The sequence below is a fragment of the Streptomyces sp. NPDC002835 genome (genome assembly GCF_053591995.1).
This window is the reverse complement of record NZ_JBSFUW010000007.1, coordinates 64,469-85,845: the sequence shown is the minus strand read 5'-3', so window position 1 is coordinate 85,845 and position 21,377 is coordinate 64,469. Positions and strand designations below refer to the sequence as shown.

Annotated in this window: 15 protein-coding genes and 1 pseudogene; 7 read left to right on the top strand and 9 right to left on the bottom strand. The window is 73.2% G+C overall.

Going from position 1 to position 21,377, the window contains the following annotated elements:
• Nucleotides 1-36: 36 nt before the first annotated feature.
• Nucleotides 37-426, bottom strand: coding sequence for a hypothetical protein (locus ACWD01_RS10040; RefSeq protein ID WP_451159998.1), 390 nt, complete (start codon nt 424-426; stop codon nt 37-39).
• A gap of 173 nt (nt 427-599) precedes the next feature.
• On the opposite strand from ACWD01_RS10040, the gene ACWD01_RS10035 reads away from it, so the two are divergent.
• Entirely contained in the window at nt 600-2,021 is a 1,422-nt protein-coding gene (locus tag ACWD01_RS10035; protein WP_451159996.1) for an amidase, read from the top strand.
• Between the two features lie 13 nt (nt 2,022-2,034).
• Nucleotides 2,035-2,250 carry a DUF1737 domain-containing protein gene (locus tag ACWD01_RS10030; RefSeq protein WP_159684836.1) on the top strand — a complete coding sequence of 72 codons (216 nt, stop codon included), beginning with the start codon at nt 2,035-2,037 and terminating at the stop codon, nt 2,248-2,250.
• A gap of 100 nt (nt 2,251-2,350) precedes the next feature.
• Here ACWD01_RS10030 and ACWD01_RS10025 read toward each other — a convergent pair whose 3' ends face one another.
• On the bottom strand, nt 2,351-2,551 hold the full coding sequence (locus ACWD01_RS10025) for a hypothetical protein (protein ID WP_451159993.1): 201 nt from the start codon (nt 2,549-2,551) through the stop codon (nt 2,351-2,353).
• A 347-nt stretch (nt 2,552-2,898) separates the two neighbouring features.
• Here ACWD01_RS10025 and ACWD01_RS10020 point away from each other — a divergent pair.
• Nucleotides 2,899-4,743 (top strand): annotated as a pseudogene (locus ACWD01_RS10020) (BTAD domain-containing putative transcriptional regulator); the annotation flags it as partial.
• A gap of 156 nt (nt 4,744-4,899) precedes the next feature.
• Here the strand turns inward: ACWD01_RS10020 and ACWD01_RS10015 are convergent.
• The 3 genes from ACWD01_RS10015 to ACWD01_RS10005 form a co-directional block, all read right to left on the bottom strand.
• A complete protein-coding gene (locus ACWD01_RS10015) occupies nt 4,900-5,226 on the bottom strand; it encodes a putative quinol monooxygenase (RefSeq protein ID WP_159684830.1) in 327 nt (108 codons plus the stop codon).
• 93 nt (nt 5,227-5,319) lie between these two features.
• A complete protein-coding gene (locus tag ACWD01_RS10010; protein WP_451159991.1) occupies nt 5,320-6,081 on the bottom strand; it encodes an IclR family transcriptional regulator in 762 nt (253 codons plus the stop codon).
• A 94-nt stretch (nt 6,082-6,175) separates the two neighbouring features.
• Nucleotides 6,176-7,018: an alpha/beta fold hydrolase gene (locus ACWD01_RS10005; RefSeq protein WP_451159989.1), complete on the bottom strand. Its 843-nt coding sequence runs from the start codon at nt 7,016-7,018 to the stop codon at nt 6,176-6,178.
• A 273-nt stretch (nt 7,019-7,291) separates the two neighbouring features.
• Here ACWD01_RS10005 and ACWD01_RS10000 point away from each other — a divergent pair, with 273 nt between their 5' ends.
• Together ACWD01_RS10000 and ACWD01_RS09995 are read left to right on the top strand one after the other, a co-directional pair.
• Nucleotides 7,292-8,806, top strand: a complete 1,515-nt coding sequence (locus ACWD01_RS10000) for a methionine--tRNA ligase (RefSeq protein ID WP_451159987.1) — start codon at nt 7,292-7,294, stop codon at nt 8,804-8,806.
• A 142-nt stretch (nt 8,807-8,948) separates the two neighbouring features.
• Nucleotides 8,949-9,794 carry an extensin family protein gene (locus ACWD01_RS09995; RefSeq protein WP_451159985.1) on the top strand — a complete coding sequence of 282 codons (846 nt, stop codon included), beginning with the start codon at nt 8,949-8,951 and terminating at the stop codon, nt 9,792-9,794.
• A 22-nt stretch (nt 9,795-9,816) separates the two neighbouring features.
• On the opposite strand, the gene ACWD01_RS09990 is transcribed toward ACWD01_RS09995, so the two are convergent.
• Entirely contained in the window at nt 9,817-12,909 is a 3,093-nt protein-coding gene (locus tag ACWD01_RS09990) for an AfsR/SARP family transcriptional regulator (protein ID WP_451159983.1), read from the bottom strand.
• A gap of 432 nt (nt 12,910-13,341) precedes the next feature.
• Here ACWD01_RS09990 and ACWD01_RS09985 point away from each other — a divergent pair, with 432 nt between their 5' ends.
• Complete coding sequence (locus tag ACWD01_RS09985; protein WP_451159981.1) at nt 13,342-15,753, top strand: SpoIIE family protein phosphatase; 2,412 nt, start codon at nt 13,342-13,344, stop codon at nt 15,751-15,753.
• A 19-nt stretch (nt 15,754-15,772) separates the two neighbouring features.
• Here ACWD01_RS09985 and ACWD01_RS09980 read toward each other — a convergent pair whose 3' ends face one another.
• From ACWD01_RS09980 to ACWD01_RS09970, 3 genes are all read right to left on the bottom strand, one after another.
• On the bottom strand, nt 15,773-16,519 hold the full coding sequence (locus tag ACWD01_RS09980; protein ID WP_451159979.1) for a class I SAM-dependent DNA methyltransferase: 747 nt from the start codon (nt 16,517-16,519) through the stop codon (nt 15,773-15,775).
• A 127-nt stretch (nt 16,520-16,646) separates the two neighbouring features.
• Nucleotides 16,647-18,269, bottom strand: coding sequence for a malate synthase A (gene aceB, locus ACWD01_RS09975; protein ID WP_451159977.1), 1,623 nt, complete (start codon nt 18,267-18,269; stop codon nt 16,647-16,649).
• Nucleotides 18,270-18,505: 236 nt separating this feature from the next.
• Complete coding sequence (locus ACWD01_RS09970; RefSeq protein ID WP_451159975.1) at nt 18,506-19,138, bottom strand: nucleotidyltransferase family protein; 633 nt, start codon at nt 19,136-19,138, stop codon at nt 18,506-18,508.
• Between the two features lie 191 nt (nt 19,139-19,329).
• On the opposite strand from ACWD01_RS09970, the gene ACWD01_RS09965 reads away from it, so the two are divergent.
• Nucleotides 19,330-21,255: a serine/threonine-protein kinase gene (locus tag ACWD01_RS09965; RefSeq protein ID WP_451159973.1), complete on the top strand. Its 1,926-nt coding sequence runs from the start codon at nt 19,330-19,332 to the stop codon at nt 21,253-21,255.
• Nucleotides 21,256-21,377: the final 122 nt, after the last annotated feature.

Sequence of the window (21,377 nt, the reverse complement as noted above, 5' to 3'; positions counted from 1 at the left end):
TCCCCGCACCCGGCCGGGCGGCGCGCCACCGGCCTGTCATCGGGCTGAAGGGCCCGGGGCCGTGTCGTACTTGTGCAGCAGCGAGCCGTCAGCGCCGTAGACCGTGAGGATGTACCCCCGGTCGAGGCGGACGTCCTCGCCGGAGAGGAAGGTACTCAGCGCGTCGGCGAATGTATCGAAGGGCACGTAACCGTCGTTCTTGTCGGTCCACACCGTCAGCAGCGCGGCACCGTCCGCCCGCCGCGTGTGGTCGATGCCTTGGACGGCGGCGTCTCCGCCGGCCTTTCGGTAGTGCGCGGCCAGGTCGGTGGCGGTGGGGCCGGGAGACGCGGTGGCCGTCGGGGGGCCTGCCGAGGCGTCGTCGTCGGAGCATCCCGAGAGCAGGACCGCCCCAACGGCAGTGAGAGCAACGAGGATTCGTCTCATCGTGTCAGTCTGACCGACCCGAGAGGGTGGCTGCCCGGCGCGCCGACTCAGCGCAGCAAGAGAGTTCGTACCGCACGGATTCCCGAGATCGCGGCCCCGGAACCCTCGCGTGTTACTTGCCGGTAAGGAATGATGGCCGGCAACCATCCACGCGTTCATGGGCGGAGCCAGCGGTGACGACTTCCGGGAAACAGACCACGGTGCACGCCTTCTGCGACGACGCCCTCGGCGAGCACGACGCCGTCGGGCTCGCCGAGGCGATTCGGCGGCGTGAGGTCGGCGCCGACGAGGTCGCCCGGGACGCGGCGGCGCGGGTCAGCGCCGTGGAGGCGCGGCTCAACGCGGTTCAGGTGCAGCTCGACGTACCGGCGCACGGCGCAGGCGTGGGAGCGGGCGAGGTGTTCGCCGGGGTGCCGACCTTCGTCAAGGACAACACCGACTACCTGGGGCTGCCCACCGGTCACGGTAGTGCCGCGTTCGTGCCGAAGGGCGCACGCCGGCACGCGCCGTTCACGCGGCAGCTCCTGAGCACCGGTGTCACGGTGCTCGGCAAGACCCGGCTGCCCGAGTTCGGGTTCAGCCCGACCACGGAGTACGAGGACGCCGAGCCCGTCCGCAACCCCTGGCACACCGCCCACTCGGCGGGCGGTTCGTCGGGCGGCAGCGCGGCGCTCGTCGCGGCCGGCGCGGTGCCGGTCGCGCACGCCAACGACGGCGGCGGCTCGATCCGGATCCCCGCCGCCTGCTGCGGCCTCGTCGGGCTGAAGCCGACCCGTGGCCGGGTCGTGGCGAACGCGCAGGGCCGTCAACTGCCGCTCGACATCGTCACCGACGGCGTCCTGAGCCGGTCCGTGCGGGACACCGCCGCATTCCTCGCCGCCGCCGAGACGCACTGGCGCAACCCGAAACTGCCCCCGCTCGGGCTGGTCGAGGGCCCCTCGGCGCAGCGGTTGCGCATCGGTCTGCTGCTGGACTCGCCCAACGGGGTGCGATCGGACGCCGCCACCCGGGCGGCCGTCACGGAGACGGCGGCGACGCTCGAGGGGCTCGGGCACACCGTGGAACCGATGGAGTTGACGCTCGACCCCCGCTTCACCGAGGACTTCCTCGCCTACTGGGGCCTGTTGTCGTTCCTGATCGGCGTCACGGGCCGGACGCTCGGCGCGGACTTCGACCGGCGCCGCATGGACGGCCTCAGCCGGGGACTGCGCGAGGCGTATCTGAAGGGCTGGCAGCGCACGCCCGGAGTGCTGCGGCGGCTGAAGCGTACGCGGGAGGCGTACGCGGCGGCGTTCCGCGGGCTCGACCTCGTCCTCTCCCCGGTGCTCGCCCACACCACGCCCGCGATCGGTCACCTCAGCCCGGGCGTTCCGTACCCGACGCTGATCGAACGGATCCTGGCGTACGTCGCGTTCACCCCGGTCAACAACGTCGTCGGAACGCCGTCGATCTCGGTGCCCGCCGCGAGCGCGACGGAGGACGGGCTGCCCATCGGCGTCATGTTCTCCGGCCGCCCCGGCGACGAGCGGATGCTGCTGGAGGTCGCGTACGCGCTGGAGGCCGGCGCTCCCTTCCGGCGTATCCAGGACCTCTGAGATCCTTGGCCCCATGAGCACACCACCCGACGGGCTGCCCGTGTACCGCGTACTGACCGGCCCCGACGACGAGGCGTTCTGCCGACGCGTGAGCGAGGCGCTCGGCCAGGGCTACCGACTGCACGAAGGCCCCGCCGTCACCTTCGACGGCGAGCGGGTCGTGGTCGCTCAGGCTCTCCTCTGGCCGACACGGCACGGCCTCACCGGGACCGGGAACGAGCGCGGCTGAGGCAGTGGGAAGGCTGCGGCACCCCCAGGTGCCGCAGCCCCGCCCCCGGCGCGAAGTGCGGTTGGCCGGGTGACGCCGTGGCCGTGGGGCCGGGTGACCGTCAGGCGCTCACATCGAGCACGTACTGCATCGAGTACAGGATCGCGGGCAGTGCCCCGAGCATGCCCGAGATCGCCCCGATGACGACCGGCAGCCGGTGGGTGGTGCGCAGTGACCTCGCCAGATAGCCGACGAGTACGAAGTAGGCCAGCGAGATGGTCACGCCGGCCAGCAGCCCGATCGATGAGCTTGTGAAGTGCATGGTGAGAGCACTCTCCTAACGTCCGTTTGCCCAGTCCGTGATGGCTGCGCACGGCGCGCGAGAGGAACGTCGGCAGGCTTCTGGCTAGGAGGCCCTCGGTGTCGTCTCGACGGCGTGACAGCGGTATGACCGTAGCCCAAAAGGCGGTCGCAGCAACAGAGTTGGCATATTCCGAAAACGCCAAGGGCCCCGGGAGGCCATCCCGGGGTTACCCTCGCGACGTATGGTCCAACGGACTGGGCAGTCTGGTGGCGGACGTCAGTTCAACTATGGTGGGCTCCGGCGATATACGAATGATGGACGTCCTGAATACGCCCGCACAGGGCGCGACGAGGTCGGGAGCGGTGATGCGCGGCGAGGAGGCGGCAGGCGCGCCGCAGTTGCGGTTCTCGGTGCTCGGACCGGTGAGCATCCGGCGCGACGACGGCGAGGTGCTGCCTTCCGGGTCGCCGCAGCAGCGCGCCCTCCTGGCAGCCCTGTTGCTGCGCAACGGACGCACGGCCACCGCCCCGGAGCTGATCGACGCCATCTGGGGCGAGGATGCGCCCACCCAGGCCCTGGCGGTCACGAGGACCTACGCCTCAAGGCTGCGCAAGATCCTCGGTATGAACGTCCTGCACAGTGAATCCGGCGGCTACGTCCTGCGCGTCCCCGAAGACGCGGTGGACCTGGGGATCGCCAGGCGGCTGGCCGCCGAGGCCGAGAAGCTGCTGGCGGCAGGCGACGTGCGCGAAGCCCGTGCCCGGATGAACGAGGCGCTCGGCCTGTGGGACGGGGAGGCGCTCACCGCGGTCCCGGGTCCGTTCGCCGACAGCCAGCGCGCCCGCCTGGAGGAGTGGCGCCTGCAACTCCTGGAGGCACGTCTCGACGTCGACCTGGAGATCGGCGCCCATGCGGAAGCCGTCTCCGAGCTGACCGCGCTCACCGACGCGTATCCCCTGCGTGAGCGGCTGCGTGAACTGCTGATGCTCGCCCTGTACCGCAGCGGGCGGCAGGCGGAGGCGCTCGCCGTGTACGCGGACACCCGACGGCTCCTCGCCGACGAACTCGGTGTCGATCCGCGACCCGAACTCGCCGAGCTTCAGCGGCGGATCCTCGCGGCGGACGTGACGCTGGCCACCTCCGGGCTCCGCGCGCCGCGCGCCGCTGCCACCTCCGCTGCGTACCGTCCGGCCCAACTCCCGGCCAGAGAGCCGTACTTCGCCGGTCGGGTGACGGCCGTGCACGAGACCGTCCGGCGGCTGACGTCGGCCGAGGACGAGGCCGCGACGCCCGTCGTCGCGGTGTCCGGCATGGCGGGCGCGGGCAAGACGGCGTTCGCGCTGGAGGTGGGGCACGCGGTCCGGCCCTATTTTCCGGACGGCCAGCTCTACGCGCATCTCGACCGGCCCCGGGAAGGGACGGCCGACGTGCACGACGTGCTGGGCGACTTCCTCCAAGCCCTCGGCGTCCCGCGCTCCGAACTGCCCGACAGGTGGCAGGCCCGGGCCGCGCTGTACCGCTCCGCCCTCGACGGCCGCCGGATCCTCGTGGTGCTGGACAACGTGCGGGACGCGGCCCAGGTCCGGCCCCTCCTGCCGGGCACGGCAGGGTGTGCGGCGCTGGTCACCAGCCGTGGCCGGATGGTCGATCTGGCGGGGGCGCACCTCGTGGACCTGGACGTGATGTCCCCGGAGGAGGCCGTCCAGTTCTTCACAGGCGTCGTCGGTGCGGAACGGGTGGCCGACGAGCGCGAAGCCGTTCTCGACGTGGTGGCGGCCTGCGGCTTCCTGCCGCTCGCGATCCGCATAGCCGCCTCCCGGCTGGCCGCCCGCCGCACCTGGACGGTCCCGGTGCTGGCGGCCAGACTCGCCGACGAGCGCCGGCGCCTGGAGGAACTTCGCGCGGGTGACCTCGCGGTCAAGAGCGCCTTCGAACTCGGCTACGGGCAACTGGACCCGGCCGGCGCGCGTGCCTTCCGTCTCCTGGCCCTCACCGACGGCCCCGACATCCCTCTGGCGGCCGCGGCGGCCGTCCTTGACCTGCCCGACCATTACGCCGAGGACCTGCTGGAGGGTTTGGTGGACGCCTCCCTGCTGGAGTCCGTGGCTCCGCAGTGGTACCGCTACCACGATCTCCTCCGCCTCTTCGCCCGCGCCTGCTGTGAACGCGAGGAAGCGGCACCGGAGCGCGAGGCCGCCCTGCTGCGCCTCGGCCGCGCCCTCGACCAGGACGGCGACCGTGCCCGCGTTCCCGCCCCGGCCCCGGCGCCCGCCATCCACCGAGGGCCCTGAGACACGGCGTCGGCGTCGGGGCGGTCCGGGAGTCACACGGAACCGCCCCCTGGCGTACGCTCCCGGGCCGCGGCCCTACCGGACCGGCTTGAGCTCCGCCATCTCGTTCCAGCCCTGGCCCGGGACCTCGACGTGGATGATCTCCGGGGTGGTCGCGATGGCCGCCGCCATCGACTCCATGCCGGCCCGGAAGTGGTCGGAGGCCACATGCGCCGCGCCCGCGTCGGCGTCGGCGAAGGCCTCCAGGAGCGTGAACCTGTGAGGGTCGTCGACGCTGCGCGACCAGTCGTAGAAGAGGTTTCCGGGCTCGGCGCGGGTCGCGCGCGTGAAGTCGTCGACGATCTCGAGCCAGCGGTCGCTGTACTCGGGGCGGACGGTGAACCTGACGGCGATGAAGATCATGCCGTCCACGGTGCCGCCACCGGCCGCGCGGAGCCACTCGCGGCGCGCCCGATTCCGGCTGTGCCGGAAAACGGGCGGAAAGCGGCCGTCCGGTCAGAGCGACGCCGTCGCCGCGGCCCGCGCCAGCGCCGCCCGGATCTCCCCGTGCCGCCGCCGGAAGTCGGCGGTGGGCAGCGACACCGACAGCGCCTGCACCACGCCGTCCGGGCCGTCGGCCGGCTGCGGCAGCGTGGTCGCCAGGCAGGTGAACCCGGGGTCCGCCTCGCCCATCGACACCGCGAGGCCCTGCCCCCGTACCTGCGCGACCTCCGCCTCGAAGCGTTCCGCCGTCGTGATCGTGCGGTCGGTGAACCGGGCCATGCCGTGCTCGGCCAGATACCGCCGCCGGGCCGTCCTCGGCAGCGCGGCGAGCAGCACCTTCCCGTGGGCGGTGGCGTGTGCGCGGGTCTCGGGTCCGGGCAGGAAGGGGTGGGCCACGTCCGTCACCGGCACCGTGCTGTCGATCATGACGATCCGGCCGTCCCGGTACGCGGTGAAGTACGCCTCCGCTCCGGTGGCCCGCCGCAGCCGGGGCAGCAGCTCGGCGATCTGCGGCCCCAGCCCCAAGTGCCTCCGGTACGACCGGTGCAGCGCGGCCAGCCGCGGCCCGGGGGCGTACCCGGCACCGGTGCGGACCAGGTGCCCGCGGGCGGTCAGCGGCCCCAGCAGGTGGTACACGGTCGACAGCGAGCACCCCAGCCGCCGGGCGAGGGCCTTCGCCCCGACCGGCCCGGGAGCGTCCGCCACGGCGTCGAGGATCTCCAGCGCGCGGTCGACCGACTGCGGCACGGCGGGGCCGGGTGCGGGGCGGGTCATGCGTCTGTTCCTTCCGGGCGTACGTATCCCCGAGCCTACGCGGCGGGGCACTCGGCCCGGGCCGCGTACGCGCCCCCCAGGAGCCCTCGCCCGCTCAGCCCAGGAAGTCCGTGACCGCGCGCACGAAGCCCTCGCGGTCGTCGTGCCAGGGGAAGTGGCCCGCGGCCGGCAGGACGACGGTCCTGGCGTCGGGGAACGCCGTGGCGGCCGCGGTCACCGCGCGCGGCGGCGCGGCCACGTCGAACTCGCCCGCCAGCAGGAGGGTGCGGCCCTCGAAGGCCGACAGCGCCTCGTGGGTCGCCGCGGGGGCGAAGGCGCCCTCCGCGTCGTACAGCGCCCCGGCCTCCTGGTTGCGCTGCTGCGGGCCGGCCGCCCGGTGGGCGCGGGCCGCCGCGTCCCAGCGTCCGTGGGTGAAGGGTGCGACGGCCTCCCAGTCGCTCTCCGTCGCCCGTCCCTGGGTGACCGCCTCCAGGGCCTCGTACGCCGCCGGGAACCACTCCTCGTCACGCCGGAGCCGGGCCGTCTCCAGGCGGTCCTCCGCGGTGGCCTCCTCGCCGACGGCCTGGCCGCCGGGCGTCACGAGCACCAGCTCGGAGACGCGCTTGGGGTGGCGGGCCGCGTACAGGGTCGCCAACTGGGCCCCGGCGGAGTGGCCGAGGAGCCTGATCCGGTCCAGGCCCAGGTGCGTGCGCAGCGCCTCGACGTCGTCGACCTGGCGGTCGCAGCGGTACGAGTCCGGGTCGGCGGCGGCCTCCGACTCGCCCGTCCCGCGCAGATCGAGCCCGATCACCCGGTGGCCCCGCGCCGCCAGGCCGCCGAGGTCGCCGCAGTACGCGAACGCCCGCATGGGCCCGCCAGGCAGGCAGATCAGCGGCGGTCCGTCGCCGGAGACGTGATAGGCGAGCAGAGTGCCGTCGGGTGCGCGGAAGGTGGCCATGGGCCGACCCTGTCAGCGGCCTCGCGGACGGGTCAAGCGCGTTCCGGCCGGACCGGCGCCATGGGCGACCGGACCGGCGTCACCTGCCGGAAAAGCCTTGTCCGTGCCGGCCGCTGTGCTGTTAACCTCGCCCCGTGATCACGCACGCGTTCCCGATGATGCCCCGCAGACGGGGCTGTTGAGACGGACGACTGACGTGCCGAGGCCCCGAGGACGGGGCCTCTTGTGTGTGCGCAGGCCGGAGCCCCGCCTCGGTAAGAGGAGGAGATTCCCGTGACCGACACGCGTTCCTACATCACCACCACCATCCCGTACGTCAACGCCCGCCCCCACCTGGGCTTCGCCCTGGAGCTGGTGCAGGCGGACGTGCTCGCGCGCCACCGCCGCCAGGCCGGTGACCAGGTCCGTTTCCTCACGGGGACGGACGACAACTCGCTGAAGAACGTCCTCGCCGCCGAGGCGGAGGGCATCGGCGTGCAGGAGCTCGTCGACCGCAACGCGGCGGCGTTCGCCGGGCTGCGCGAGCCGCTGGCGCTCTCGTTCGACGACTTCATCCGCACCAGCAGCGATCCCCGCCACCGGGCCGGGGTGGAGCGGCTGTGGCAGCGGTGCTCGGACGCCGGCGATCTGTACCGCAAGCACTACGAGGGGCTGTACTGCGTCGGCTGCGAGCAGTTCTACACGCCCGAGGACCTCGCCGACGGCCGCTGTCCCGACCACGGCACCGAGCCCCAACTCGTCTCCGAGGAGAACTGGTTCTTCCGGCTGTCCCGCCACGCCGGCACGCTCCGGGAGCTGATCACCGGCGGCCGGCTGCGTATCGAGCCCGCCTCCCGCCGCAACGAGGTGCTCGCCCTGATCGACGGCGGCCTGCACGACTTCTCCGTCTCCCGTTCCCAGCGCCGCGCCCGCGGCTGGGGCATCCCCGTGCCCGGCGACCCGGACCAGGTCGTCTACGTGTGGTGGGACGCGCTCGGGAACTATGTGACCAGCCTCGGCTACGGCACCGCCGACGAGGCCTTCGACCGGTGGTGGGCGGGGAGCCGGCGGCGTCAGCATCTGGCGGGCAAGGGCGTGCTCCGCTTCCACGCCGTCTACTGGCCGGCGATGCTGCTGTCGGCGGGACTGCCGCTGCCCACCGACATCCTGGTCCACGACTACCTCACGGTCGACGGGCGCAAGATCAGCAAGTCCGCCGGCACGACCGTCGATCCGGCCGAGCTGGTCGCCGACGTCGGCACGGACGCCGTCCGCTGGTGGCTGCTGCGTGACGTACCGCGGGTCGGCGACGCTGACTTCACCCGGGACCGGCTCGTGGCCCGCGCCGACAGCGACCTCGCTGGCGGTTTCGGCAATCTGGTCAACCGGGTGGTGACCATGGCCCACCGCTACCGGGACGGCCGCCTTCCCGCCCCGCGCGGCACGGCACCCGGCTGCGAACGGCTGGCGCGTGCCTGCGACGACAGCGCGCCGGAGATCGAAACCGCCCTGGCGGACTTCGACTTCCGCCGCGCCGCGGCCGCCGTGTGGACGATCGTCGAGGAGGCCAACCGCTGCGTCGACGCCACGCGGCCCTGGGAATCGGCCAAGGCGGAACGCGGCGGGGACCGTGAAGCCGGACAGCGGCTGGACGACGTCCTCGGCGCTCTGCTCGGGGCCTGTCTGCAACTCGCCGACCGGCTCACGCCGTTCCTGCCGGACGCCGCGTCCCGCATCGCCCGGCAGTGCACCCCGGTCGACGGCGTCCTCCCCGGGGCCGTGCCCCTCTTCCCCCGGCTCGGCGGCTGACGGAAGTCCCCCATCAACGAAGCTCAGTCGGAAAGGAGTTGGCTGAACGGCGTACGTGTGAGAACGGAATGAGCCACGTATGAGCCCCGCCCGCCAGCCTTTGCAGTGATCGGTCAACCGAGACTGCGAAGGAGCACACAGCATGCGTGAGCAAGCGGCACGTTCTTCGGTCGGTGGGCAGGGACTGGACCGGCGGGCGCTGATCGGCGGCCTCGGGGCGGCGGCGGTGGCGGCACCGTTCATCGGCGCCGCCACGGCCCAGGCGGCCCAGGCGGCACAGACGCCGGGGGCACTGGCGCTGCCCTCGGCCATGGAGGCCCCGCAGGCACTGGCCCTGAAGACGTTCAGCAGAATCGACGGCACTCCCGTCTACTACTGGCGGAGCAACCGGGGCAACACCTCGCTGCGCAACTGGCAGTGCACCCAGGCGTTCTACGACCGGCTGGTGGTGTGGATACGCGACCTCAGAAGCCTGTCGGGGGCGGACGTGGCCTTCCTGGTCTCCGCGGGCTTCTACGTCAACAAGTCCGGCCAGCACGGGCAGGGCACCGCGATGGACCTCGACCTCGTGAGATGGGCGGGAGGCCGGCAGTCCTCACCGCTGGACCGCCACCACGCGGCCAGCAACCGTACGCTGCGCCGCCGTTACCTGGCGGTGGACGCGGTCTGCCGCAGACGGTTCCGGTACGTCCTGGACGGCTGGTACAACTCGGCCCACGCCGACCACATCCACGCCGACTTCGGCGGTCTGCCGACGGTGTGCAACAAGGGCTCGCGCAGCGACACCGTGTTCGTCCAGGCGATGTGCAACAACTTCATGGGGTCCGGACTGGCCGTCGACGGCGCCTGGGGGCCGCGCACCCAGAGCGCCTTCGACGCCGCCAAGTCCCGGCTCGGCATCACCGGCAACCCGCACACGAGCTACAGCGTGTGGCGGACCATGATGGCCCGGGTGGCGCGGCACGGCTTCGCCGATCAGGCGTTCTGAGTCCGAAAGCCCTGGAACGGGGTCAGGCGTTCTGACCCGACGGCTCCGGGCGCGCGGGCGGCAGCAGTGCCCTGACGTGTCCGGGGAGGCGCAGGCTGGCGTCCGGCAGTGACAGGGACGTGAGCCTGCGCCGGTACGCGCCGGCGTACGCCGCGGCCGTGTCCGGCTCCCCGGACAGCCGGAAGGCCGCGGCGAGGCGCGCCTCGATACGCGCGGTCTCCACGGGCGCGCCCATCGGCCGGCATACGGAGAGGGCCTCGGTGAGCCGGTGCCCGGCCGCGGCCGGCCGGCCCGTGCCGAGAGCCGCGTCGCCGAGGGCGCGCAGCACGTGGACGACGCCGAGCGCCTCGTGGTGGGCGCGCAGCGAGGTCAGCGCGGTGCGCAGCCGGTCGCCCGCCGGCTCCCAGGCGCGGCGGGCGATGTCGACGAGGCCGCGGAGCCGCTCCACATGGGCGGCTCCGACCTCGTCGCCGATGGCGCCGACGATCGACTGCGCCTCTGCCAGCAACTCCAGGGCCTGCCCGCCCTCGGCGTCGTCCGCCAGGGCCTCGGCGAAGCGCAGCAGGATGACGACCCTGGTGCGGTCCTTCGCCCGGTGGTGGGACAGCGCGTGGCGGTAGTGGCCCGCCGCCTCCGCGGGCCGTCCCAGGTCGGCGAGGACGTTGGCCAGCCCCGTGTGCGCGTACGTCAGACTGCGCTCCGGCTGCCGCTGCCGCAGGGCGTCGGTGAGGGAGCGCCGGTACAGCTCGGCGGCGTCCGGCAGCCGGCCGCGCAGCGCGGTCGCCTTCGCCACCTGCCAGGTGGCGTCCGCGACGACGTCCGGGTCGCCGACCCGGGTGGCGACCGCGAGGGCGTGCGTGGCCGCCTCGTCGAGTTCGGCGTAACGATCCTGCTGGTACGTCGCCCAGCAGAGCGCGAAGTACAGCCGGGCCAGCCTGCGGTCGGGCGCGGCCTGGTCCCGCCAGCATGCGATGGCCGCACGCAGGACGGCCACCCGCTCGGCCTCGTCGTAGCGGATGACGAGGTACCCGTCGAGCTGGAGGGCGAGGTCGCCCGCGACCCGGGGGCTGTCCAGCCGGCCCGCCAGATGGATCGCGGAGATCAGGCTCAGCCGCTCCGCCGCGAACCAGTCGAGGGGGCGCTGCCGGACGACGGACACCACGGCCGGCAGCGGGTCGCCGGCCGGGGAGACGGGGTCCAGGGCGGCGCCGTGCCCGAGGCGCCCGGCCGCCTCCGCGGCCAGTACGCGCCACGTCCGCAGCACCCGGCCGAGCGCGGCGTCCAGGTCACCGGGCGTGTCCTCCGCGGCGGCCCGCTCGTACGCGAAGTCGTGGACCAGGTCGTGCAGGCGGTAGCGCGATTGTCCGGCCCGGTCGACGCCGACCGCCTCCAGCAGATGCCGTTCCACCAGGAAGTCCGCGTGCCGGTCGTCGGCGGTGGGGGCGCCGGCCAGCGCCCCGACGACCCAGCCGGGGACACTGCGCGCCTCGAGGAGCCCCAGCCTGCGGACCGCGCAGCGGAACTCGGCGGGCAGCGAACGGTAACTGAGCGCGATGCCGGCGCGTACGTCGAGGTCTCCGGCGGTCAGCAGGTCCAGGCGCTCCCGCTGGCGCGCCAGCCGGTCCCGGAAGCCGCTGACCGTCCAGTCCGGACGGGAGGACAGCCGGGCGCCGGCGATCCGCAGGGCCAGCGGCAGGCAGCCGCACAGCCGCGCCACGTCGGCCGTGGCCGCGGGCTCCGCGCCGGTGCGGTCCTCGCCGACGAGGCGGGTCAGCAGCCGCTGGGCCGCCGCCGGTTCGAGCGTCGACACCTCGAGGCCGAGTCCGCCGAGGCCCGTCAGCCGGTTGCGGGAGGTCACCAGCACCGCGCAGTCGGGGGTGCCTGGCAGCAGCGGACGCAGCTGCTTCTCGTCGGCGGCGTCGTCGAGCACGACGAGCAGCCGGCGGCCGGCCACCCGGCTGCGGAACTCGGCGACGCGCTCCTCCGGATCGGCGGGCACGTCCCTGGCGTCCACGCCCAGCGCATGCAGGAATCGGGCGAGGGTGCCGTGCGGCTCGGCGGGCCGCTCGCGCAGACCGTGCAGATCGGCGTAGAGCTGTCCGTCCGGGAACTCGTCGGCGAGAGCATGGGCGACGTGCAGGGCGAGGGCCGACTTCCCCACGCCGCCGGGCCCGGTCAGCGCGACGACCGGCACCACCGCGCCGCGATCGAGGAGTGCCGCCCGCACCGCGTCCGCCGGGGCCTCGCGCCCCAGCAGCCGTTCCGTCTGCGGCGGCAGCTGGCGCGGTACGGGCCCCGGCCGCGGGCTCTCCGTCGCGGGTGCGGCCGGACCGGCGGGCCGCGCCTCGGGGCTGCCGGCGAGGATCCGCCGGTAGATGTCCTGCAGCCGGTGCCCGGGGGTGACGCCGAGATCGTCCCGCAGCCGGCGGTACGCCCGCCGGTAGTCGGCCACCGCGTCCGCCTGCCGTCCCAGCGCGGCGTGGGCCAGCATCTGTCTGCCGTACAGGTCCTCGCGGTGCGGATGGTTCGCCAGCCAGGGGCCGGTCTCCGCCAGCACCTGCTCGTGCTGGCCCAAGGCCAGGCGCGCGTCCAGAAGCGCGACGACGGCCCGCAGCCGCTCCTCCTCCAGACCCCGGCGGGCGGCCTCGGCGAACGGCTCCCGGCAGCCGGTGAGCGCCGTGCCCCGCCAGTGGCCCAGCCCGGCGGTGAACTGCTCCACGGCACGGTCGTGGCGGGCGGCCGCGGCGGACTTACGGCCCAGGGCCACAGCCTCCCGGAAGTCCCGCAGATCACTGGAGTGCTCCGCGGACCGCAGTAAGTACCCGCCGTCGACCGAGACCAGGGCGTCCACCCGCGACGCCCCGGCAGACGGCGGTGCGCCGGACGGCACCCCGTCGCGCATCCGCCGGCGCAGGTCGCTGACCAGGTTGTACACCTGCGCGCGGGCGGAGCCCGGCGGGTCGTCCCACAGCAGGTCGACGATGCGGTCGTGCCCGACGGGATACCCGGAGTTCAGCGCCAGCAGGGCCAGCAGCGACCGGCCCCGGCCCGGCCGGGGTCCCAAGCGCACTCCGCCGTGCCGGAGCTCCACCGGCCCCAGGATTCCGATCCACATCGGCGCTATCCTGCGGACAGCGGCCGCCATGGTCAACAGCTCGCGGGTGAACGGGAGTTCACGGACCGGATGCCGCACGTTCCCTGTGCCCCGGTTCACGACGCCGATTCCGGTTACGGTGCGCACCCGGCCCCGGCCGTCCGCCGCGCGCGAGGGCGGCGGGTTTCGCGTCTCGTTCACGTACGACGCGCCGGCGCGACGACCATGCGCGCGGACGCGGCCGGCGGCGGCACCGACGTCCTCGTCGGCCACGAGCCGGTCCCCGACGCCCGGTGCCCGACGCCGTGCCCCGCCGCGACAACGAGACCGGCGTCCGCATCGCCCTCGCCGACCCTGCCGCACTCGTGGAGGCCGGCGAACACCCGCGGTGACCGGCCCGTCGAGCCTTCCGCCGCCTTGTGCATCGGGAGGGGCGGGCCGATTCTGAAGGGGATGAACCGGGCTGTGCAGGCTGCGAGCACCTGGAGGGCGTTGGAGGCGGCGGAGGATCGAGACCTCCGCGGCCCCCTCGATGTCGCCGTCGCCGCCGCGGTGGTGCTCGACGCCCGCGACACGGTGATCGGCTGGAGCCCGGCCGCCGCCGAACTGCTCGGATATGCGGCGGACGAGATCGTCGGACGGTCCGCCGAGGTGTTCCTGTGCGAACCGGACCGTGGCGGCACCCCGTCCCCCGCCCACGGCCACACACCCCGTCTCGCCCGCCACCGCGACGGACACGGCATCCCGGTCGACGTGGCGGTGTGCGACCTGGCCGGCGGCGCCGCGGCGCGGGTCCTGGTCCTGGCCGAGTCGGAACGGCTGCGGCTGTGGGAGTCCCGGCTGTCGATGCTGGACGGACTGGCCACCCAGTCACCGGTCGGGCTGGCCATCTACGACACCGAGCTCCGGCTGACCTGGGCGAACGCCGCACACAGCGCCGAGGTCGGCCTGCCGCTCGAGGAATACCTGGGGAGGCGGGCGGACGAGCTGTACCCCGAGGGCATCTTCCTCACCGAGGGCTACCCCAAGACGCTCGACGGCGTGATGCATCACGTGATCGACACCGGCGAGCCCATGCTCGACGTGCACTTCCTGGGGGAGATGCCCAGCGATCCCGGCAGGGACCACCTGTGGTCGTGCTCGTACTACCGGCTGCAGGACGCCGAGGGCCGGGTGCTGGGCGTGTGCGAGGACGCCTTCGACATCACGGACCGTTACGAGGCGCAGGACCGGCTGGCCCTGCTGGTGGAGGCCGGGCGCCGGATCGGCACCACCCTGGACGTGGCGTCCACCGCCCTGGAGCTGGCCGACGTGGCGGTGCCGGAATTCGCCTCCGCGGCGCACGTCGACCTCGCGCCCGGGGTGCTGGAGGGCGGCGAGCCGCGCTCCGGATGGGCCGACAGGAACGCCTTCACCCGGATCACGGGGACGGCGCGGGGGCCGGTCCGCGAGGCCGTCGCCTACCGGCCGGGGTCGCCGCACCTGCGGAGCCTCTCCTCCGGGGGAAAGGTGCTCGACGACAACTCCCTGGTGGTCCCGCTCCGTATCGGCGGTGACGTCCTCGGCTTCGTCACCTTCGTCCGCACCGGCCGGCCGGCCGTCTTCGACAACGGCGAGGTAGCTCTCGCCGACGAGCTGGTGGCCCGCACGGCGGTGTGCATCGACAACGCCCGCCGCTTCGCCGGTGAACGTGCCGCGGCGCTCACCCTGCAGAGGGAGCTGCTTCCGCAGCATCTGCCGCGTCACTCCGCCGTCGACATGGCCTACCGCTATCTGCCCTCCGACGACGTCACAGGCGTCGGAGGGGACTGGTTCGACGCCATTCCCCTCTCCGGCGCACGGATCGGCCTGGTGGTCGGGGACGTGGTGGGACACGGCCTGCCTGCGGCGGCGACGATGGGACGGCTGCGTACCACGGTGGAAGCTCTCGCCAAGCTGGACATGGCCCCGGAGGAGCTCCTCACCCGGCTGGACGACCTGGTGGGCCCGGTCTCGGGCGGGGCGGGCGTGGAGCCGGAGCGAGGTGCGGGGGAGGTCCCGGGCGCTTCGGCGACCGGGGGACCGCATCCCGATGTGACCACCGGCGCCACCTGTCTCTACGCCGTCTACGACCCGGTGTCGGGGCGCTGCACGATGGCGAGGGCGGGGCATCTGCCGCCGGCGGTCGTGGTGGCCGGGGACTCGTACTCCTTCCCCGAGCTGCCGGCCGGGCCGCCGCTCGGTCTCGGCGGCCTGCCGTTCGAGCCGTTCGATCTCGATCTGCCCGCGGGCAGCCTGCTCGCCCTCTATACCGACGGTCTGGTGGAGACCCGGGACCGCGACATCGACCAGGGGCTCGAGATTCTGGGGCGCGTCCTGGCCGACCACCGCGACCTGCCGCTGGAGGAGCTGTGCGACCGGGTGGTGGCCGACCTGCTGCCGGGCGGCACGACCGGCGACGACACCGCTCTCCTTCTCGTCCGCACCCGCGAGCTGGACGCCGGGCAGGTCGCGGCGTGGGAACTCGAGGCGGAAGCGGTCGCGGCCGGCCGCGCACGGGAGCTGGTCACCGGGCAGCTGGAGGCCTGGGGCCTCGACGCGCTGACGTTCGAGACCGAACTCGTCGTCAGCGAACTCGTCACCAACGCGGTGCGGTACGCCGAGGGGCCGCTGCAGATCCGCCTCATCCGCGACCGGACCCTGCTGTGCGAGGTCGCGGACACCGGCCACACCTCGCCGCATCTGCGGCACAGCACGGCCGAGGACGAGGGCGGCCGGGGTCTGTTCATCGTCGCCCAGCTCGTCCAGCGGTGGGGCACGCGCTACAGCCGCTCCGGCAAGACGATCTGGACGGAACAGGCGTTCCCCGGCGGGTCGGAGGAGTGAGCAGGGCGGGGTCGGCGGCTCAGCCGGCGGGCTTCTCCCAGACCGAGACGTGCCGGCGGCTCTCGCTCGTGAACGCCTCTCCCGTCCAGTCGTCCCACCGGTCGCGCAGCCGCAGCCCGGCGAGCTCGGCCATCAGGTCGAGTTCCGCCGGCCAGACGTACCGGAAGGGGATCGACCGGTACGTGCCGCGGCCGTCGACGACCTCGAGGTAGTTCGAGCTCATCGCCTGCGTGGCGGTGTCGTAGCGGTCGAACGCCCAGCGTGTCGGGCTCACATGGAACGGAACGGTGTCCTGGCCGTGCGGCAGGCTCCGCAGATCCGGGACGCCCACCTCGATGACGAAGCAGCCGCCGGGTTCGAGATGCGCCGCCACATTGCGGAAGCAGGTCACCTGTGCCGCCTGCGTCGTCAGGTTCATGATCGTGTTGAAGACGAGGTACGCGACACGGAACGTGCCGTCCGCCCGCGCCGTCGCGAAGTCGCCGATCGTCACGCCGATCGCGTCACCGCCCGGCTTGGCCCGCATCCGGGCGACCATCGCCCGCGACATGTCGATCCCGTGGACCGGCACCCCGCGGGCGGCCAGCGGCAGCGCGATACGGCCCGTCCCGATGCCGAGTTCGAGCGCCCGGCCGTCACCGGCGAGCCCCGCCAGGACGTCCACCGCCGGATCCACGCGGTCGGGGGCGAACATCTCCGCCGACGACTCGTCGTAGGTCGCGGCGACGCGTACCCCGAAGTAGCCGTCGTTGGCGTCGTCGTCCATGGCAGGACCGTACTGCGGCAGGGCTTGCGGGTTCACCGGGTTTTCCCGGCCGTCGGCGCCCGGCGCACCGCCCCCGGTGCTGTGCGGCTGTGCGGTACTGGGGGCGGGCGCCGGGCGGAGAGGCGGGTCAGCCGGCGAGCTGCTCGTACGCGGGGAGGGTGAGGAAGTCCTCGTAGTCCTCGTCGAGCGCGACCTTCAGCAGCAGGTCGTGCGCCTGCTGCCACTTGCCGGCCGCGAACGCCTCCTCGCCGATCTCCTCGCGGATCGCGGCCAGTTCCTCCGCCGCGACCTTCCGCGCGAGTTCCGGCGTGGCGCGCTCGCCGTTCTCGAAGACGACGCCCGCGTTGATCCACTGCCAGATCTGGGAGCGGGAGATCTCCGCCGTCGCCGCGTCCTCCATCAGGTTGAAGATCGCGACGGCGCCGAGGCCGCGCAGCCACGCCTCGATGTAGCGGACGCCGACCTGGACGGCGTTGCGCAGGCCCTCGTACGTCGGCCTGGCGTCGAGCGAGTCGACGGCGATCAGGTCGCCCGGCGCGACGGTGACGTCCTCGCGCAGCCGGTCCTTCTGGTTGGGCCTGTCGCCGAGGACCGCGTCGAAGGAGGCCATCGCGATCGGGACGAGGTCCGGGTGGGCGACCCAGGAGCCGTCGAAGCCGTCGCCGGCCTCGCGGTCCTTGTCGGCCTTGACCTTCTCGAAGGCGACCTTGTTGACCTCCGCGTCGCGGCGGGAGGGGATGAAGGCCGCCATGCCACCGATCGCGTGCGCGCCGCGCTTGTGGCAGGTGCGCACCAGCAGTTCGGTGTACGCGCGCATGAACGGGGCGGTCATCGTCACCGCGTTGCGGTCCGGGAGGACGAACTTCTGCCCGCCGTCACGGAAGTTCTTCACGATGGAGAAGAGGTAGTCCCAGCGGCCCGCGTTCAACCCCGAGGCGTGGTCGCGCAGTTCGTAGAGAATCTCCTCCATCTCGTACGCCGCGGTGATCGTCTCGATCAGGACGGTCGCGCGGACGCTGCCCTGCGGCACGCCCATGTAGTCCTGTGCGAAGACGAAGACGTCGTTCCACAGCCGGGCCTCGAGGTGCGACTCGGTCTTCGGGAGGTAGAAGTACGGGCCCTTGCCGAGGTCCAGCAGCCGCTTGGCGTTGTGGAAGAAGTACAGGCCGAAGTCGACCAGGGCGCCGGGGACGGGTGTGCCGTCGAGCGTCAGGTGGCGCTCGGCGAGGTGCCAGCCGCGGGGGCGCATCACGACGGTCGCGAGCTCCTCGGCGGGCTTCAGGGCGTACGACTTGCCGGACTTCGGGTCGGTGAAGTCGATCCGGCGCTCGTACGCGTCGATGAGATTGAGCTGGCCGAGGACGACGTTCTCCCAGGTGGGGGCGGACGCGTCCTCGAAGTCGGCGAGCCAGACCCGGGCGCCCGAGTTGAGGGCGTTGATGGTCATCTTGCGGTCCGTGGGCCCGGTGATCTCCACGCGGCGGTCGTTCAGGGCCGCGGGCGCCGGGGCGACCTTCCACGAGTCGTCCGCGCGGATCGCGGCGGTCTCGGGGAGGAAGTCCAGCGTGGACGTACGGGCGATCTCGGCGCGGCGCTCGGCGCGGCGGGCTAGCAGCTCGTCACGGCGCGGGGTGAAGCGCCGGTGCAGCTCGGCCACGAACGTGAGGGCCGCCTCGGTGAGGACCTCTTCCTGCCGGGGCAGGGGCTCGGCATCGACGATTGCCAGCGGGGACGGCGCTGGTGCGGACATGAGCTGTCACTTCCTTCGCGAGCTTCACGGGCTGTGCGCGGACCCGCCGTGCGGCCGCCGGGTCGCCGCTGGACGGCACTGAGTGCCAGGGGCTCCGAGGTACAGCCGAGGGCGCCGTCCGAGCGGTCAGGCGCTTCTGAACAGTGGATAGTAGTTACCGCATAGTGGAAGTTCAATGGTTTGTTGATATCGAGATTCTCCGGGTCGACAGAAGGTGGCGCAGCGTGCCACGCCGCTCACCGAAGGTGGCGCAGATCTTCGGGGGTGTCGATGTCGTACGCCTCGGCCACATCACCGCACTCGACCAGCGTCACCGCGTCGGCGTGCGCCGCCAGATACGCCCGCGCGCCCCGGTCGCCCTCCGCGCTCTCCGCGATCGCCGCCCACCGGTCCGCGCCGAAGAGCACCGGGTGCCCGCGCCGCCCCCCGTACGCCGCCGCCACCAGCGACGCCCGCGAGCGGTACGCCGCACGCACCCGCGCCACCGCCTCCGCGCCGATCCCCGGCTGGTCCACCAGCAGCACCAGCGCCGCGTCCACCGGGCCGCCGGCCCTCTCCTCGGCGAGCGAGGCGAGCCCCACGCGCAACGACGAGCCCATCCCCTCCGCCCAGTCCGGGTTGTCGCTCACCGCGCACCCCGACAGGTCCGCCTCCCGCCGCACCCGGTCCGCCGCCGCGCCCAGCACCACGTGCACCGGAGCGCAACCGCCCTCGCGGAGCTCGCGCACCGCGTACTCGACCAGCGGCCTGCCGTGGTGCTCCAGCAGCGCCTTCGGCCGGCCGCCGAGACGCCGGCCACCGCCCGCCGCGAGCAACAGTCCGGCGACGGCCGGTCCTTGGGGCGTGGACGACGTCCGAGAAGAAGACATGAGGACTCTCTATCCCATGAGCGGACGAATACGCGGACGGCGCCGCGGCCGCGGCGCTGCCCGAACGGGGGTCGTCCGCGCGATCGTGCAACCGCCCCCGCACTGCCGGTCGTCCGACGTGGAGAGCGGGGTGCCGCCTTGGATAAGGTGCACCTTCAACACTGAGGTACGCCATGGGGGATCAAGAGTCGATGAGTGGCCGCGCGCACCAGGGAACGGTCTTCAAGCCGTTGGGTGAGGACGATCCGAAGCATGTAGCCGGATACAAGATCGCCGCTCGGCTCGGCGCCGGCGGTATGGGCAAGGTCTATCTGTCCTACACGCCCGGAGGACGCGCGGTCGCCATCAAGGTGATCCGCCCCGACTTCGCCCAGGACGCCGAATTCCGGCGCCGCTTCGCGCAGGAGGTCCAGGCCGCACAGCGCGTGCAGGGCCTGTTCACCGCGCCCGTCATCGACGCCGACGCCGAGGCCGAACAGCCCTGGCTCGCCACGGCCTACGTCCCCGGCCCGTCCCTCTCCGACGCGGTGGCCCAGCACGGCAAACTGCCCGTCGAGACAGTGCTGTTGCTGGTCGCCGGCATCGCCGAGGCACTGCAGATCATCCACGGCGCCGGCATCGTCCACCGCGACCTGAAGCCGGCCAACGTCCTCCTCGCCGCCGACGGCCCGCGCGTCATCGACTTCGGCATCGCCCGGGCCGCCGACGCCACATCGCTGACCAGCAGCGGCGTCACCATCGGCACGCCCTCCTTCATGGCCCCCGAGCAGGCCGCCGGCAGCCATGTCACCCCCGCCACCGACATCTTCGCCCTCGGCCAGATCGCGGCGTACGCGGCGACCGGCCGGGCGGCGTTCGGCGAGGGCACCTCGCACGGTGTCCTCTACCGGATCGTGCACGAGGAGCCGGACCTCACCGAACTCCCCGCGCAGCTACGTGAGCTGGTCACCCGCTGCATGGTCAAGGAGCCGGAGAACCGGCCATCCGTCGCCGAGATACTGAGCATCTGCCAGGCCGCCAACGGTGAGACGGTGCTGCGCCGTCCGGAGGAGTGGCTCCCGAGCGTCGTGGCCGCCGAGATCACGACCCGCAAGGCCGCGCCCGCCCCGCCGGCCACCCCGGCCGCCGGCCAGCCGCCCGTGGCGGCTCCGGCCGCCGCCGCGGCCGCACCGACCCACGCGCCGACCGCGCACGCGGCGCCGCAGACCCCGCCGCCGGGCTTCGGGCCCGCGCCGCAGACCCACCACCAGCCGCCGGCCCAGCCGCAGCAGCCCGCCGCGCCGCAGCCGCCGGCGCACCACCAGCAGCCGCCGGCCCAGCAGTCGCCCGTGCAGCCGACGTACGGCTACCCGCAGGCGGGCCAGCCGGCGCCCGGCTACGGCTATCCCCAGACCGGGCCGTACCCGCAGCAGCACACCGGCCCGCAGCCGTACACCACGGTCGCCTCGCCCGCCCCCGGCGCCACGCCGCCCAAGAAGAAGAACAAGTTTCGCAACCTCGCCATCGCCGTCCTCGTCACCCTGGTCGTCGGCGGCGCGGCCGGCGCCGGCGCGTACCTGGCACTCTCGGACAGCGACGACAAGGACAAGACCGACCAGAGCCAGGGCAAGGGCGAGCCCTCGACGGGCAGCACCCCCAAGCAGCAGACCCCTTCGGGCGGCGCCGCCACTCCGGGCGGGGGCGGCGACGGACTCGACACCGCCCCCGGAGACACGGTGCCCGCGCCGGACCCCAAGACGTACACCGGGCTCGACATCGTCGACAACTACCACATCTTCCTGGACCACGACCCGATCAAGCCGATCGACGACGACTCCAACGCCGATTTCGAGTACGAGGGCGGCCTCAGCCAGGTCGAGACCGAGAACGGCCGGCTGATCCTGCTGCGCAGCGGCCAGGTCGGCGACCTGGACACCTGCCGCAACGACACCCGCTACACCCGCACCATCGAGATGGGCCTGCTCTCCAAGGGCTCCCAGATCTGCGTCCTCACCGACTCCGGTCACGTAGGGCTCGTCACCTACCAGGGCAAGTCCTCCGACAACGACGCCAGCCGGTTCATCACCGTCGACGTGACCGTCTGGCGCAACGCGATGGACCCCCTTCCTTCGTCCTGAATTCGGTACGCGCGGTGGCGCGGTGCGGGCCGGATGGCGTTAACTGGCCCGCACCCCTCGGGCGGTTTGACACGCCCCCGGGGACCGAGGGACGTGCACAAGGACGTGCGAGGGGCTGGGCT

Bases quoted from the DNA above. Each gene is read 5' to 3' on its own strand.
- ACWD01_RS10040 (WP_451159998.1), bottom strand. From the start codon at position 426: ATGAGACGAATCCTCGTTGCTCTCACTGCCGTTGGGGCGGTCCTGCTC.
- ACWD01_RS10030 (WP_159684836.1), top strand. From the start codon at position 2,035: ATGAGCACACCACCCGACGGGCTGCCCGTGTACCGCGTACTGACCGGC.
- ACWD01_RS10025 (WP_451159993.1), bottom strand. From the start codon at position 2,551: ATGCACTTCACAAGCTCATCGATCGGGCTGCTGGCCGGCGTGACCATC.
- ACWD01_RS10015 (WP_159684830.1), bottom strand. From the start codon at position 5,226: ATGATCTTCATCGCCGTCAGGTTCACCGTCCGCCCCGAGTACAGCGAC.
- ACWD01_RS10010 (WP_451159991.1), bottom strand. From the start codon at position 6,081: ATGACCCGCCCCGCACCCGGCCCCGCCGTGCCGCAGTCGGTCGACCGC.
- ACWD01_RS10005 (WP_451159989.1), bottom strand. From the start codon at position 7,018: ATGGCCACCTTCCGCGCACCCGACGGCACTCTGCTCGCCTATCACGTC.
- ACWD01_RS09995 (WP_451159985.1), top strand. From the start codon at position 8,949: ATGCGTGAGCAAGCGGCACGTTCTTCGGTCGGTGGGCAGGGACTGGAC.
- ACWD01_RS09990 (WP_451159983.1), bottom strand. From the start codon at position 12,909: ATGTGGATCGGAATCCTGGGGCCGGTGGAGCTCCGGCACGGCGGAGTG.
- ACWD01_RS09985 (WP_451159981.1), top strand. From the start codon at position 13,342: ATGAACCGGGCTGTGCAGGCTGCGAGCACCTGGAGGGCGTTGGAGGCG.
- ACWD01_RS09980 (WP_451159979.1), bottom strand. From the start codon at position 16,519: ATGGACGACGACGCCAACGACGGCTACTTCGGGGTACGCGTCGCCGCG.
- aceB (WP_451159977.1), bottom strand. From the start codon at position 18,269: ATGTCCGCACCAGCGCCGTCCCCGCTGGCAATCGTCGATGCCGAGCCC.
- ACWD01_RS09970 (WP_451159975.1), bottom strand. From the start codon at position 19,138: ATGTCTTCTTCTCGGACGTCGTCCACGCCCCAAGGACCGGCCGTCGCC.
- ACWD01_RS09965 (WP_451159973.1), top strand. From the start codon at position 19,330: ATGAGTGGCCGCGCGCACCAGGGAACGGTCTTCAAGCCGTTGGGTGAG.